The 18,276-nt window shown below is 43.6% G+C and carries 3 protein-coding genes; all 3 read left to right on the top strand.

What is annotated here, in order from left to right; genetic code table 11:
- Positions 1 to 183 (top strand): hypothetical protein (locus ADIARSV_RS21845; protein ID WP_040299419.1); only part of this gene is annotated, 183 nt, incomplete at its 5' end.
- 29 nt (positions 184 to 212) lie between these two features.
- Positions 213 to 1,202, top strand: coding sequence for a tail fiber domain-containing protein (locus ADIARSV_RS07350; protein WP_016194817.1), 990 nt, complete (start codon positions 213 to 215; stop codon positions 1,200 to 1,202).
- 54 nt (positions 1,203 to 1,256) lie between these two features.
- On the top strand, positions 1,257 to 18,272 hold the full coding sequence (locus ADIARSV_RS07345; protein WP_016194816.1) for a fibrobacter succinogenes major paralogous domain-containing protein: 17,016 nt from the start codon (positions 1,257 to 1,259) through the stop codon (positions 18,270 to 18,272).
- Positions 18,273 to 18,276 lie beyond the last annotated feature (4 nt).

Raw genomic sequence — 18,276 nt, 5'->3', positions numbered from 1 at the left:
ATCAGTAACCTTTCAGATCCAACAAACGATCAGGATGCTACCACTAAAAAATATGTAGATAGCAAATCAGGATCAGTTCCAAGTGGTACTACACCTCCATCTAGTCCATCAGCTGGAAATACTTTTATAACACAACAGATAGGATCTATTATGTCTATGATGGCACTCAATGGGTTCCTGTAGATAATGCTCTTCCTTATGGTCAGCTTTATGTGGGTGACGCTTCTGGTAAGGCCGCCGCAACTTTAAAAAATATCATCCCTCTTAGCGGTTTCGGAGCTGCAACAGCAACTATCTCCTTAGGAAATTTTAAAATCAGTAACCTTTTAGATCCAGCAACCGATCAGGATGCCGCTACTAAAAAATATGTGGATACAAAAGTTGCAGCAACTCAGAGCGGAGGAACAACACCCTCAACCGGAGAAGTTGGAGATACATTTTACTCCACAACAGATGGTCGTCTGTATGTTTACAACGGCACTAGTTGGGTTTCCGTAGATAATGTCTTAGCTAGCGGTCAGTTGTATGTTGGAAACTCTTCAGGAGTCGCTACCGCAACCTTAAAAAATGCTATTCCTATAAGTGGTTTCGGAACTGCTACTGCAGATATATCGATGGGGAGCAAACATTTAACGGATCTGGCAACACCCGTGTCTGATGCTGATGCTACTACAAAGGCTTATGTTGATGCACATGGCGATAATTTAGGAAATCATACTGCCACTGCAAACTTAAAAATGGCCGCATATCATATAAGCAATGATGGCGCTGCAGGAAAAGGGTTAAGTTTCGATGCTGCAGGAAATGCCACTTTTGAACAAAATTTAACTTTAAACGGCAATTTTTATACGCCTTCTGATCAAAGATTAAAAACTAAAGTAGAAACACTAAGTCGGGTATTGAAGGACATTGACCTCATTCGCGGGGTTAGATTCGAGTATAACGATCAAAAGAAGTATGCCGCTGGTCCTAAGATTGGGGTTATAGCTCAGGAACTACAAAGGGTCTATCCTGAAATGGTAAAGAAAGGAAGTGATGGCTTTCTGAAAGTTGATTATACACAACTTACAGGTGTACTTATTCAGGCCGTTAAAGAACAGCAACAACAGATTAAACAACAGCAAGAAGAAATTAACGTCCTGAGGGAACGTATAAATAATCAGCAATTGCAAATAGACAACATTCTAAAAAAATTACAATAGTCAACCTATAATAAATGACTAGGATAAAAAATTGGAAATATTCAAAGTAAGATATTGAAAAGACTAATACAAATATTAAAAATCGTATTTCTTTTATTGTTTGCCGGAACTGGAAATGTTTCCGGACAGGCGTACTTTAGAATAATTTCTGGCATTCCGCATCTTCCAATTATAGATCCATCTTCGGTAACTTCTCCTGAAACGGGTATGGTCATTTTTAGTTCGGTAGCTCAAACACCTCTAATTTACACCGGTACAGCATGGGAAAGTTTTTGTACATCTAACATCAGTAGTTCTACTATTGAAGATTACTTTGTCGTTAAAGGTGGTATTCCCTATATCCCTGTCAATAATAACTATCCGGCAGGCACTCCAGATGCAGGTTCTATTTATTTCTCTACAGTCAACAGTTCGATGATGATTTATAGCGGGAGTATCTGGGCCAAATTAGCTGAAATGGGAAGTGGAAGTTTTAATGAAAGTCCTGGTTTCTCAACAGGCTTCGGACTTAAAACATGTAAGCTGCCTGTGCTAAGTGTGGATCCTGATCCTGCTACTGATGGATTAAATGCTGGAGCTTTTTTTATAAATACGCTGACAAAATCACTTCGCTTTTATAATGGAGCAAGCTGGCAGGAAATAAGTTGTGGTGCCACTCTGACCACACTTAATCTTACTGACATAAAAATCACTACAGCCACTAGTGGTGGTAATGTAAGCAGCACTGGTGGATCTACGATTACTGCTTTGGGAATATGCTGGAGCCTTTCGGCTAATCCGGTTGTTACCTTAAGCACTAAAACAATACAGCTTCCATCAGGAGATGGTCTGGGTAGTTTTAGTTCAGAAATGACTGGATTGTCACCGAATACAACTTATCATGTAAGGGCTTATGCGGTTACAGCTACAGGTGTATCTTACGGTGAGGACAAGTCATTTACTACAGATTATTATCCTCCAACAATTATTACATCTGAAGCAACCGAAATTCTAAGTACCACTGCGGTCAGTGGAGGTAGTATTACTTTTAGTGGAGGTGCAGATATTACAGCTAGAGGAATTCGATGGGGAACAAACCCTGACCCTAAAAATAATGCTAGTGCCATTGTAACTCATGACGGATCTGGAGTTGGTCCTTATACAAGTACCCTGACCGGATTAATGGAACTTACTACTTATTATGTTCAAGCTTATGCAATAAACAGCCGCGGTACTTATTATGGGAATATTGTTCAATTTACTTCTCCCCCTGCAGTTGCACCCCTTTTAAGCTCATCTGAAATTAACATAACTAATATTACAGATATCTCAGCACTTGGTGAAGGGTTAATACTCAATAACGGTGGATCTGAGATAACTGAAAGAGGTATAAGCTGGAGTACGGATCATATTAATATTCAATATGCTATTTCTGGTTCGCTAGCGAATATTGGAAGTTTTACTGCACAACTCGCAGGGCTCTCATCTGGTACTACCTACTATGTGCGCGCTTATGCAACAAATAAGGCAGGCACAGCTTTCAGTACGGAAACAAGTTTTATTACCGCTTCTTATGTAACGCTAATAACAACTAATCCTTCCAGTATTACAGGAACAAGTGCCATCAGTGGAGGTATGATTTCCAATACAGGCCAGGCACAGATTACTTCAAAAGGGATCTGTTGGGGTACTGAAACAGAGCCAACCACTGCTCTTTCAACCAAAACAACACAGACCGTTACCGGTGCTGGTACTGGTAGTTTTTCAAGCAATTTGACAGGATTAACTCCTGGTGTAAAATATTACGTAAGGGCTTATGCGATCAATACGCATGGTACTGCTTATGGTGATGAATATATTTTCACTACTCTTGATCTCCCTGGTCTGACTACTACAGTACCTTCTTCACTTATGGATAATACGGCCATTAGTGGTGGAAATATCTTTAATGATGGAGGTTCTGCGATTACTTATCGTGGCGTATGCTGGAGTACGGAAGAAAATCCTCTTGTTGGAGATAGTCATACCAGTAATGGAACAGGAAGCGGACCTTTTACCAGTAATTTAACAGGGCTAGAGTCAAATACTGTTTATCACATCAGAGCTTATGCCACAAATAGTACAGGAACAGCTTATGGAGAGGACCTGATATTTACTATAGCTACAGAACTCCCTACAGTTATTACATCTGATATATCAGACATTACAAATATATCTGCAATAGCAGGTGGAAATATAACTGGCAATGGTGGAGCATCAATTACCAGTCGTGGAATTCGTTTAAGTACCCTCCCTGATCCTGCTGCAGATTTGAATGCCCGCATTGTCAATAAAGGTACAGGAGAAGGTTCGTTTACCTCTAATTTAACAGGATTGCTGGGAAATACAGTGTATTACATCCAGGCATTTGCCGTAAATTCATATGGTACAGGATATGGAAGTGTAAAACAATTTACAACGCTTCAGGCTATAGCGCCTGTTCTGAGCTCAACTCCACCAGTTATTTATGGTATTAATAATAATACTGCTTTAAGTACAGTCTCCATACTCAATAATGGAGGTGCTTTAGTAACAGAATGTGGCATTAGGTGGAGTGTGGATGGGTTAACGTTTGAGCATGCAGTGTCGCCAAATACCACAGGTATAGATATTGGTACTTTTATATGTAACATTAAAAGTTTAACTCCTGGAACAACATATTATGCCCAGACTTACGCATTAAATAGCGTTGGTACCACTTATAGTGAGCAAGTGATTTTTACTACAACCTCATATACCTCGCTTGCGACACTTACTACCAGTTCTGCCACAAATATTACAGGAATAACTGCAATATCTGGAGGTCATATCAGTGATAATGGCGATGCATTGATCTCTTCAAGAGGTGTGATCTGGAGCACTACTCAGGAAAATCTAACAACTGCATTAACGTCTAAAACCATAGAGCTTGTTGATGGTGATGGTGTTGGGACCTTTGTAAGCACTATTCGTGATTTATCACCCGCTACCTTATATTATGTAGTTGCTTATGCAATTAATGCACATGGTACTGCTTATGGTAATGTAATCAGTATGGTTACTCCTGGATACCCAGCCCTGACTACTACAACAATCTCTAATTTAACAGGTGGATCAGTGACCAGTGGCGGGAATATTACTTTTGATGGAGGAGCCTTTATTACCAATCGCGGAATATGCTGGAGTACCACGCCTGTTCCATTAATTACAGATTCACATACTTCAGATGGAACAGGATCTGGCACTTTTGTTAGTGACATATCAGGGCTTACCGGAAGTACTAAATATTATATTAGAGCCTATGCCATTAATAGTGCGGGCACGGTTTATGGCAATGAAATAAGTTTTAATACTGCTCCTGCAGGTCTTCCAGTACTTATAACTAGTCCTGCTAGCGACATCGGTGGAACGACAGCTATAAGCGGAGGTACAATACCATCTGATGGTGGTGCTCTTGTAACAAAGAGGGGAATTTGCTGGAGTACAACTACTGGACCTGTAAATACGGGACCTCACATCGACAGCGGTGATGGGAAGGGTGAATTCTCAGTTAATATAACTGGATTGATACCTGGCACTAAATATTATATAAGAGCTTATGCCATCAACAGTGTGGGGATTGTATATGGAAATGAAGTGGTCTTCAGCACATATACAACTCCAACAATTACTACAGCTGCTATTTCTGCTATTAAAAATATTTCAGCTACTAGTGGTGGTTCAATTACCAGTGATGGAGGAACAAAAGTAACTAGCAGTGGAATTTGCTGGAATACTACAGGATCTCCGGTTATTACCGGCAGTAAAACGACTAGCGGTACGGGCACAGGTAGCTTTATTCATTTCCTTACCAATTTGCTTGGAAATACCACATATTATGTACGTGCCTACGCCACTAATAATGCAGGAACAGCATATGGAAATGAATTGTCTTTCACTACACTAGCAGCTGAAATTCCGGTACTGACCACTGCTACAGTAAGAAGTGGAATAAACGGAACCACAGGTTTAAGTGGAGGTACGATATCAAGTAATGGAGGAGCAGTTATAAACGTAACAGGGGTTTGTTGGGGTATTAGTGCTGGATTTAATCCTGCCACAGAATCTGTAGGCAAAACTATCCAAAGCGCAGCTGTTAGTTTCAGCAGTACCCTTACTGGCTTAATTCCTGGAACGACCTACTACGTACGAGCTTATGCAACTAATAGTGCAGGTACCGGGTATGGTACCAATGAGGTGAGTTTTACCACATTTACTACTCCATCAATTACTACCACTGTTCCGGAAGTTTCCTCCATAACCAGGAATTCAGCTATTTGTGGCGGATCAATAATAAATAATGGAGGTACACAGATAACAAGTAGTGGAATATGCTGGAGTAGTACAACTACTAACCCTACATTGAATGATGAATTTACATCCACAGGAACTACAGGGATAGGAAGTTTCCTTCAAACGATCACTGGATTACTGGGAAGTACCACTTACAATGTCAGAGCTTATGCTACTAATAGTGCGGGTACAGCCTATGGAAATGTAGAAATAATCACTACACTTCCTCCTGCTCCTGCTACTTTAACAACCAAAGCTCCTGTAGTCATGTCGTCATCTACAGCGGTGAGTGGTGGAAATATTACCGATGATGGTGGTGGTATGGTGACTACCAGAGGGATTTATTGGAGTAGTATTGCAAATTTTAATACGGAAGATGCAACTACAAGTAAAACTGCACAAACTGGTTATTATAAGGGAAATTTTGAAGCAACGATGACTGGTTTAACTCCAGGAACTGTCTATTATGTACGAGCTTATGTTATAAACAATGCAGGAATTTCCTATGGAAATGAAGTAAGTTTTGTTATGCCTTTTCAACCCGTTATTTCTACCACAATTGTATCTTCAATTAGTAGTAATACTGCAGTAACTGGAGGTAATATCACTAGTAATGGTGGAGCTGTTGTTACAGTAAGAGGAATTATATGGAGTACTGTAGCAAATTTCGTCCCTGATATGATTTCGGGTCATATCACTTCTAATGGGTATGGCAATGGTACTTTCATTAGCAATATATCAGGGTTACAGGGAAATACTACTTACTATGTAAGAGCTTATGCCACCAATGTGGTAGGCACTCAATTTGGTAATCAGTTGAGTTTTATTACAGATCCTTCTGGTTTAGCAACTTTGGTTACTTCAGCAGCAAGTAGTATAACGGGTACTACGGCTGTGAGCGGGGGATATATTTCGGCTAGTGGTGGAGCTGCTGTTAGTACAAGAGGTGTAGTTTGGAGTACAGTGAAGAACTTTGATCCTGAAACAGATGTAGTTGACAAAACTGCTCAGACGGGTACAGGCAACGGAAGTTTTACTTCCACTTTGACTGGATTATCTGAAGGCGTTACCTATTATATCAGGGCATATGCGATCAATAGTACAGGTACTGCCTATGGAAATGAATTAAGTTTCACTTCGCTGGCTATTCCTTCACTTACTACAATTATACCTATTACTGCTTCATCAGGTACTTCAGCAAGCAGCGGTGGAATTATTATTAGCGATGGTGGTGCCTGGATCACTAATCAGGGAGTTTGTTGGAGTACGAGTACAAATCCGACTAGCGGACTTTATACCCATACTAGTTCTGATGCCAGTAGTGGTTCAGGTTTTACCAGTAAGCTTGTTGGTTTAACACCAAGCACCCTTTATTACATTCGGGCCTATGCCGTAAATGGATTGGGAACAGCCTATGGTAATGAATTGACTTTTACCACACCTGCGGCATTAGCCACACTTACTACCAGTATTGTTTCTATTACATCAGAAAGTACCGCTGAAAGTGGTGGTGAAATAACTAATAACGGGGGATCTCCGGTTACAGCAAGAGGAGTTAAATGGAGTATAGATCCGAATTTTAATCCCGACACAGTAAGTACATGCAAAACTAGTGATGGAACTGATATTGGTATTTTTACCAGTTCAATTTCCGGATTAAAGAATAGTGTGAGGTATTATGTAAGAGCCTATGCAACTACCAGCGTTGGTACAGCTTACGGTAATCAGGTAGATCTGGTTATATTCCCGACTTCTCCTATTTTAACTACTAAAGAAATATCTGCTATTTTAGGTACCACAGCCAAAAGTGGAGGTGATATCAGCAGAGATGGAGGGGCTCCTATATTAAGCCGTGGAATAGTTTGGGATATTAATCACAATCCAACTATTTCGCTTGATACCAAAACTGTTGATAACACGAGTGCAAGTATTGGAAGCTTTACTGGTACTATGATGAGGTTAATCAAAAATACGCAGTATTATGTACGAGCCTATGCTACAAATAAAATTGGAACAGCATATGGTTTAGAGATCGCCTTTTTAACAGCAACGTTTCCTACGCTTACCGCAACAACTGCAGCTACAGAAATTGCGGCTACCCATGCATTAAGCGGAGGTGTAATTACTGATGATGGTAGGTCTGCTATAACTACTCGTGGTCTTTGCTGGAGCATGACCAGTACTCCTACTATTTCAGATGCCAAAACTGTTGATGTTGCAAGTAGCGGTATTGGTATTATAACCGGAAGTATTACAGGTTTAAAACCAAATACACTTTATTATGTAAGGGCTTACGCTACCAACGCTGTTGGAACTGCGTATGGTAGTGAGATCTCGTTTACTACAGAAGCTGTTTTATTTCCAACTCTTACCACCAATGCAGTCACTTCCATAACTAGCAGCTCTGTGAATACTGGTGGTTTGATTACAGATGACGGTGGTATGCCAGTAACTGGAAGAGGGATCTGCTGGACAACAAATAGTACTGTACTTCCTACTACTGCCTTATCTACCACCACTTATAATAGTGTTGGAGGCATCGGGAATTTTACAAATGCCATTACAGGTTTAACTCCTGCCACTACCTATTATGTACGAGCATTTGCTATTAATAGCCTTGGTACTGCTTATGGTAATTTACAAACCTTTACAACATTACCTGCTGTGCCTTCAGTCAGTATGGTTGCGGTCACAAATGTTACGATGTCTAGTGCTGAAGCTTCTGCTACAGTAACTGATAATGGTGGTGCTGCCTTAACTGATCGGGGTTTGTATTGGAACACTACCGGAATTCTTTCAATTTCAACAGACAATTCCATTTCCAATGGATTTACCGGCACAACGATAAGTGGAATACTAACAGCTCTCACACAAAGTACAAAATATTATATATGGGCTTATGCTACTAGTAGTGCAGGTACCGGCTACAGCAGTAAGCCAACGGTGTTTAGCTCACTTTCTTTATCCTCACTTACAACAACCAAACCTACATTGGTTACGCGCACTACAGCAAGGACTGGTGGTAATATAATTAGCACTGGTGGTGCTACTATAACTGACAGGGGAGTATGCTGGAGCACTACAGCTCCTCCTACTATTTCCCATATTCGCGTGTCAAGTGGGCCAGGTTCAGTTGGCAGTTTTATTACCGATCTTTCCAGTTTAATGGAGGGCACAAAATATTATATACGTGCTTATGCGGTTAGTAATATGGGTGTCGATTATGGAAATCTGGACAGTATATCTACCCTTACTACAGCCACAGTTACCACTACTCCTGCTACACTAATTGCAAGTGCTACTGCCACAAGTGGTGGTAATATTACCAATGATGGTGGGGTGTCAGTAACGGCTCGTGGAGTATGTTGGAGTACTACAATACCACCAATTATTGATCAGCCGGGTACTTCAAAAACGACTAATGGTACAGGCATCAACAGTTTCACTAGTGCGCTTACAGGCTTAACTCCATTTACTACTTATTATGTTCGAGCCTATGCCACCAGTGCTCAAGGAACTTCTTATGGTAACCTGGAGGTATTCACCACACTACCGGTACCACCGATAGTGACCAATCTTATGGTAGCCACGCTTACGAATACAACTGCATCCGGATCAGCTACAGTAACCAGCGATGGTGGAGCTGAAGTAACTTCAAGAGGGATTTGCTGGAACACAACAGGTACTCCTGTTACTACCGATAATATCTTTGAAGGAGGTGCTGGAATTGGAGATTTTGAAGGTGAACTTACTGGCTTACTTGAAGGGTATACTTATTATGCAAGGGCCTACGCTACAAATAGCGGTGGAACAGGCTATAGTCCTTTAGTTACTACTTTCAAGATCTGTCCATCGTTTACGGCAATGCATATAGCAGGCCTTAACGGTGCTCCGGTTACAAAAACGGTTACTTATGGATCAGTTGGAACTAATATTTCGGGTACAATAGCTTGTTGGATTACTCAAAATCTAGGTGCTGATCATGAAGCTGTTTCTGCTGATGATGCGTCCGAAGCCTCAGCTGGTTGGTATTGGCAGTTTAATAGATCTCAAGGATACAGTTATGTAGGCTCTACTTACACTCCTTCTAATGCCTGGACCGTATGGACCTCCAGTATCAGTGAAAGCATTAATTGGGTTGCTACCAGTGACCCATGTACACTCTTGCTTTCTGCAGGCTGGCGTATCCCAACTCAAACAGAGTGGAGTAATGCTGATGGTGCACCTCAAAATTGGACTTCAGCAGATAACACCTTTGCTTCTGTTCTGAAATTGCACCCCGCAGGTTATTTGACTTACGATGCTGGTCTTTTAACTAACAGGGGTACTAGTGGTTATTATTGGAGTACTATTCAATATGGTGCAGGAAATGGTTATGCATTGAACGTCGGAACTGCTAGCAGTGTGACTAATCCTAATAAGGCAGCAGCAATGTCACTTCGCTGTATCAGGGATGTTGTTGTGGCAACAAAACCAGCTGTAAGTAATGTAACGGTTCCAACTTCAACCATGACTGCAAGTACAGCTGAAGGCACCGCAACGGTAACTCCTGATGGTGGAGCTATGGTAACAGCTAAAGGACTATGTTGGAATACTACTGGTACTCCAACCATTGAAGATAACCCAATATCAGGTGGGTCAGGAATAGGAGCGTTTACATCTCCTCTTGCTGGATTAAAAGAAGGTGTTACTTATTACGTAAGGGCTTATGCCACTAATAGTGTAGGCACAGTATATAGTCCTCTTGTCACTAGTTTTAAAATATGCCCCCCTGAATTTACTATTATTCATACCGCTGGATTGAACGGTGCACCTGAAACCAAAACGGTGACCTACCATTCGGTAAGTACCAATGTATCAGGATCTGCAGCCTGCTGGCTTACCCAAAATCTGGGAGCCGATCAGGAAGCAGTAGCAGTGGATGATGCAAACGACACAGCTATTGGCTGGTACTGGCAATTTAATAGAGCTCAAGGTTATAAACATGATGGTACTACACGGACCCCATCAAATGTCTGGACACCCTGGATCACCAGTATCAGTGAGAACACCGGTTGGGCAGTAGCGAGTGATCCATGTAACTTACTTCTTTCAGGAGGCTGGCGTATACCAACCTATACAGAATGGAACAACGCGGATGCTCCACCACAAAACTGGACTTCATCGAGTGATGCCTACTCCTCTGTGCTTAAAATTCACATGGCTGGTTACCTTGCAGCCGCAACCGGAGTGCTAACCACCCGTGGTACTATTGGCAACTACTGGAGCAATAACTATTATAATGCAGGACTGGCTTACTCCTTTACTGCAGGCATAAGCAGCAGTAATACGGCCATTCCGGATAAGGCAAATGCCTTCTCTTTGCGCTGTATCCGTGATGCTATTGTGATAAGTCGACCTTATGTGAGCAATGTCACAGTGCCCACCACATCCATGACAGCTACCACAGCTGAAGGAACAGCAACGGTTTCACTTGATGGTGGAGCTATGGTTTCTGCCCGTGGCCTGTGCTGGAATACTACAGGATCTCCAACTATTGCGGATAGTCCAATATCAGCCGGAACCGGTGTGGGCGAGTTTGCCTTAACACTTAGCGGCTTAACCGAAGGGCTAACCTATTATGTACGGGCTTATGCCACAAACACTGCCGGAACCACATACAGTCCGGATGTTACTAGCTTCAAGATCTGTCCACCGGCCTTTACGGTGATCCATACCGCCGGATTGAACGGCGCTCCAGTAACCAAAACGGTAATTTACCACTCAGTAAGTACTAATATATCTGGTACTGCTGCTTGCTGGCTTACCCAAAACCTGGGAGCCGAACGTCAGGCAATAGCAGTAAATGATGAAACAGAAGCATCTGCAGGCTGGTATTGGCAGTTTAACCGGGCACAGGGATATAAACATGACGGTACAACACGTACCCCATCAAATGCCTGGACCGCCTGGATCACCAGTATCAGTGAGAACATCAACTGGGGAGCAGGAAGCGATCCGTGTACCTTATTACTATCAGGAGGCTGGCGCATCCCAACTTCTACAGAATGGACTAATGCTGATGCAGTTCCACAAAATTGGGGAACAGCTACCGATGCTTACGCATCTGTACTGAAACTGCACCCTGCAGGTTACCTGGCTTATGATACGGGACTTCTTACCAACCCAGGTACTAGCGGTAATTATTGGGGTAATATCCAATATTCTGCGGGTAATGGTTATGCATTTAATTTAGGTACCAGCAGCAGTGTGAATGCACCAAATAAAGCACAGGGCTCTAACCTGCGCTGTATCCGTGATGCGATTGTAATAGGAAGACCTTCTGTTAGCAATGTAACTGTACCAACTTCAACAATGACCGCAAACACAGCTGAAGGAACTGCTACAGTAACTTTGGATGGCGGAGCAACAGTAACCAGCAGAGGCCTGTGCTGGAACACTACTGGAAACCCAATAATTGAAGACAATACTCTTTCTGCTAATACAGGCACTGGAATATTTACTTCTACTCTTGCTGGTTTAAAAGAAGGTATTACTTATTACGTACGGGCATATGCCACAAATAGTGTGGGTACCGTATACAGTCCTGATATTACGACATTCAAACTTTGTCCGCCAACCTTTACAGTAATCCATACCGCAGGACTAAATGGTGCACCAGAAACCAAAACAGTGATCTACCATTCGGTAAGCACCAATATCTCCGGATCAGCGGCTTGCTGGCTTACCCAAAACCTGGGAGCTGATCAGGAAGCTACATCAGTAACAGATGTAACCGAAGCAGCAGCCGGCTGGTACTGGCAGTTTAACCGTATTCAGGGATATAAACCGGTAGGCACAAGTTATATACCGGATAATGCCTGGACCGACTGGACCACCAGCATCAGTGAAAACACCGGCTGGGCCGTAGCAAGTGATCCATGTACTTTGCTGTTATCAACCGGCTGGCGTATCCCAACTTATACAGAATGGAACAATGCAGATGCTCCACCACAAAACTGGGGTTCTGCCATTGATACCTATGGATCAGTACTCAAACTTCATCTAGCTGGGATACTTTTAAGCACCGATGGATCATTAAGCAGCCGTGGAACAAGTGGAAGCTATTGGAGCAGTTCTTATTATACTGCAGGGCTGGCCTATGCTCTCGATCTCAATGGTGGAAGTGGTATCAGTGTTCCAAATAAAGTTTTTGGCTTTCCACTTCGCTGTATTCGTGATGCAGTAACAATAGTTAAGCCTACTGTAAGTAATGTCTTGGTCCCAACTATTACTATGACCGCTACCACAGCTAAAGGAACAGCTACAGTGACTCTAGATGGAGGTGCGCCAGTTACAACACGCGGATTATGTTGGAATACCACAGGTGCCCCAACCATAATTAATAATATAGTCCCTACTGGTACAGGTGTAGGCGAGTTTACAGCTACACTTAGCGGGTTAGCAGAAGGGCTGACCTATTATGTACGGGCTTATGCAACAAACACTGCCGGAACGACATACAGTCCTGACGTGACCAGTTTCAAAATTTGTCCACCAGCCTTTACGGTGATCCATACCGCCGGACTGAACGGCGCTCCAGTTACCAAAACAGTAACCTACCATTCGGTAAGTACCAATATATCCGGTACTGCTGCTTGCTGGCTTACCCAGAACCTGGGTGCCGACCGTCAGGCAACAGCAGTGGATGATAATACAGAAACATCCGCAGGCTGGTACTGGCAGTTTAACCGGGCACAGGGATATAAACATAATGGAACAACACGTACCCCATACAATGCCTGGACCGCCTGGGTGACCAGTATCAGTGAGAACATCAACTGGGGAGCTGCAAGCGATCCGTGTACTTTGCTACTATCAGGAGGCTGGCGTATCCCAACTCCTACGGAATGGACCAACGCTGATGCCGTTCCACAGAATTGGGCATCGGCTACCGATGCGTATAACTCTGTTCTGAAATTACATCCTGCAGGTTATATGGCTTACGATACTGGAGTGTTAACTAACCGCGGTACTGGTGGCTCTTATTGGGGCAGTATCCAGTATGTAGCGGGTAATGGTTATGCACTTAGTTTGGGCAGTAGCAGCAGTGTAACCGTTCCGAATAAAGCACAGGGCTCTAACCTGCGCTGTATCCGTGATGCGATTGTAATAGGAAGACCTTCTGTTAGTAATGTAACGGTACCAACTTCAACAATGACCGCAAATACAGCTGAAGGAACTGCTACAGTATCCTTGGATGGCGGAGCTACAGTAACTAGTAGAGGATTCTGTTGGAACACTACTGGAAATCCGATAATTGAAGATAACACAATAGCATCAGGCACTGGTACTGGTATTTTTATTTCTACTTTACCAGGCTTAAAACAAGGTATTACGTATTATGTACGGGCTTATGCCACCAATAGTGTAGGTACCGTATACAGTCCTGATATCACCACATTCAAACTTTGTCCGCCAACCTTTACGGTGATCCATACCGCAGGATTGAACGGTGCACCGGAAACTAAAACGGTGACCTACCATTCGGTGAGCACCAATATCTCCGGATCAGCAGCCTGCTGGCTTACCCAGAACCTGGGGGCTGATCAGGAAGCTACATCAGCATCAGATGCAAGCGAAGCATCAGCCGGCTGGTACTGGCAGTTTAACCGTGCCCAGGGATATAAACCTGCAGGCACAAGTTATATACCGGATAATGCCTGGACCGATTGGACCACCAGCATCAGTGAAAACACCGGCTGGGCCGTAGCAAGTGATCCATGTACCTTGCTGTTATCAACCGGCTGGCGTATCCCAACTTATACAGAATGGAACAATGCAGATGCTCCGCCACAAAACTGGACTACCGCCAGTGATGCTTACGCCTCCGTGCTTAAAGTTCACATGGCAGGTTATCTTGCAGCGGCAACCGGAGTACTGACCACTCGTGGTACTATTGCCAACTACTGGAGCAATAGCTATTATACTGCCGGACTGGCTTATTCCTTTTCTGCAGGCATAAGCAGCAGCAACACGGCCGTTCCTGATAAGGCAAATGCCTTCTCTTTGCGCTGTATCCGTGATGCCATTGTGATAGGCAAACCTTCTGTAAGCAATGTCAAAGTGCCTACCACAACCATGACCGCTACTACAGCCGCCGGTACAGCAACAGTAGCTACTGACGGCGGAGCAGCAGTAACTGCCCGTGGCCTGTGCTGGAATGCAATCGGTGCCCCAACAGTTGCGGATAACCTTGTTCAGGCCGGAACCGGTGTAGGTGAGTTTACCGTAACCCTTAGCGGGTTAGCAGAGGGGCTGACTTATTATGTACGCGCTTATGCTACTAACACTGCCGGAACTACATATAGTCCGGATGTGACCAGTTTCAAAATTTGTCCACCTGTATTTACGGTGATCCATACCGCCGGACTGAACGGCGCTCCTATTACCAAAACGGTAACCTACCATTCGGTAAGTACCAATATATCCGGTACTGCCGCCTGCTGGCTAACCCAGAACCTGGGTGCCGACCGTCAGGCGCTAGCGGTAGATGATAATACAGAAGCATCTGCAGGCTGGTACTGGCAGTTCAACCGTGTACAGGGATATAAAAATGACGGCACAACACGTACCCCGTCGAATGCCTGGACCGGCTGGACCACCAGTATCAGTGAGAATATCAACTGGACCACAAGTGATCCATGTACCTTGTTACTATCAGGAGGCTGGCGTATCCCTACTCAAACAGAGTGGTCCAACGCAGACGCAGCTCCACAATACTGGGCAACGGCAGTAGATACCTATGCATCAGTACTGAAACTGCACCCTGCAGGTTACCTGGCTTACGATACAGGAGTGTTAACCAACCGGGGCTCCAGTGGAAATTACTGGGCCAGCATCCAGTATATTGCAGGAAATGGTTATGCACTTAACCTGGGTAGCAGCAGTAGTGTGGTTGCACCTAATAAAGCTCAGGGATCAAACCTGCGCTGTATCCGTGATGCGATTGTACTTGGAAGACCTTCTGTTAGTAACGTAACCGTACCAACTTCAACAATGACAGCAAGTACCGCTCAGGGCACTGCTACGGTAACTGTCGATGGCGGAGCCGCCGTAACCAGCAGAGGTCTGTGCTGGAATGCTACAGGGAATCCAAGTATAGAGGATAATCCCATCTCGATCGGAACAGGTACCGGTATCTTTACAGGAACTTTACCAGGCTTAAAACAAGGTATTACGTATTATGTACGCGCTTATGCTACCAATAGCGTAGGTACAGTATACAGTCCTGATATCACCACATTCAAGCTATGTCCGCCAACCTTTACGGTGATCCATACCGCAGGATTGAACGGCGCACCGGAAACTAAAACAGTGATCTACCATTCGGTGAGCACCAATATCTCCGGATCAGCAGCCTGCTGGCTTACCCAGAATCTGGGAGCTGATCAGGAAGCCGTATCCGCGTCAGACGCAAGTGAAGCATCTGCTGGCTGGTACTGGCAGTTTAATCGTTTGCAAGGATATAAGTCAGACGGAGCTACATATACTCCGTCCAATGCCTGGACAGATTGGATAACTGGTATTAACGAAAATATTAACTGGGCTGTATTAGCAGATCCATGTGTTCAGCTTTTAGGAAATAGCTGGCGTATACCATCCTATACAGAATGGCTCAATGCAGATGCGCCACCGCAAAATTGGAGCTCAGCAGTAGATACTTATGAATCTGTTTTAAAGCTTCATCCTGCAGGATTTATGGCGTATGATTCAGGTGAGTTAACAAATAGAGGCTCTAGTGGAAATTACTGGAGTAATACGCAATCTTCAGCAGTTGCAGCTTATGTACTCAACTTAGGTAGTAATAGTAGTGTTACAGCTCCGACAAAAACGTATGGTTACTCTGTTCGTTGTATTCGTGATGGGGTGACAGTAACCAAACCTTCGGTAAGTAATGTAACGGTGCCAACTTCATCTATGACCGCTACTACAGCACAAGGAATAGCAACAGTAACACCAGATGGCGGTGCAACTGTAACGGACCGCGGTCTATGTTGGAATACAACAGGTAATCCTATTATTGAGGATAATCCAGTTGTATGTGCTGCCGGAACTGGAGTTTTCACAGGAACACTTACTGGTTTAAAACAAGGCCCAACATATTATGTGCGAGCTTATGCCACTAACAGTGCTGGAACAGTATACAGTCCTAATGTTACTACCTTTAAGATCTGTCCAACTACGTTTACTGTAATTCACACAGCTGGCTTGAATGGCGCTCCTGTAACCAAAACAGTAGTCTATCATTCAGTGAGTTCTAACATCTCAGGTAGTGCAGCCTGCTGGCTTACGCAAAACCTTGGAGCAGATCGTCAGGCAACTTCAGTAAATGATAATACAGAACCATCCGCAGGTTGGTACTGGCAGTTTAACCGGGCACAGGGATACAAAAATGACGGTGCAACACGTACTCCATCCAATGCCTGGACCGCATGGACTACCAGCATCAGTGAGGGCCTCAATTGGGCAGCTGCAAGCGATCCATGTACTTTGCTGCTTTCTGCAGGCTGGCGTATCCCAACCTCTACTGAATGGAGCAATGCTGATGCTGCGCCTCAATTCTGGACATCTGCTGTAAACACATATGCATCCGTACTGAAACTCCATCCTGCTGGATACTTGGCCTATGATAGTGGTAACCTCATAAATCCAGGGACTAGTGGCTACTATTGGAGCAGTAACCAGTATAATGTAAATAATGGTTATGCGCTTAACCTAGGCTATGGTAGTAGTTTAATCTATCCAGTTAAAGCTCAGGGCTCTAACTTACGCTGTATCCGTGATGCTGTAGTTTTAGCTAGGCCTTCGGTAAGTAACGTAACCATTCCATCGTCTTCCTTAACTTCTAATTCTGCTGAAGGAATAACAACTGTAACACCAGATGGCGGCACGGTTGTTACTGACCGTGGATTGTGTTGGAACACTACTGGTACACCAATTATAGAAGATAACCCTATTCCTAACGGTACTGGAACAGGAAGCTTTACTACATCAATTAGCGGCTTGAGAGAGGGTCCAACCTACTATGTGAGAGCTTATGCTATTAATAGTGTGGGAATAACCTATAGCCCGGACGTGACTAGCTTTAAAATCTGTCCTGCTGTGTTCCAGGTTACTCATACCGCTGGTACGAATGGAGCCCCTGAAACAAAAACGATAAACTATCATGCTGTAAATAGTAATATATCAGGAATCGCTAAATGCTGGCTTAGCCAAAATCTGGGAGCATCCCAGAAAGCTTCATCTGCAACAGATGCAAGCGAGAATTCAGCAGGTTGGTATTGGCAATTTAATCGATTGCAGGCTTATTCCCATGATGGAACAACCCGCACACCATCTCCTGCTTGGGTAGCTAGTATATCCGAAAGTGCTAGTTGGTCCGTTGCAAACGATGCTTGTGGACAACTTCTTTCTAATGGATGGCGTATACCTACATACACTGAATGGAATAATGCGGATGCTCCTCCTCAGAACTGGACATCGTTAAATGATGCATTTAATTCTGATTTGAATCTTCATGCTGCAGGTTATCTTGACATAAGTAACGGTGGATTAAATGGTAGAGGTGTTTACGGACGATACTGGAGCAATACGCAATATAATAATCCCAATGGGTACTATTTAGATCTTTATAGTGGTAGTATTACCAGTAATATAGGAAAGGCTTATGGTTTTTCACTTCGTTGTATAAAAGATTAATAAT

The sequence above is a fragment of the Arcticibacter svalbardensis MN12-7 genome (assembly GCF_000403135.1).
GTDB classification, from domain to species: Bacteria; Bacteroidota; Bacteroidia; order Sphingobacteriales; family Sphingobacteriaceae; genus Arcticibacter; species Arcticibacter svalbardensis.
The sequence above is the reverse complement of the archived record's forward strand: the minus strand, read 5'-3'. Positions and strand labels throughout refer to the sequence as shown.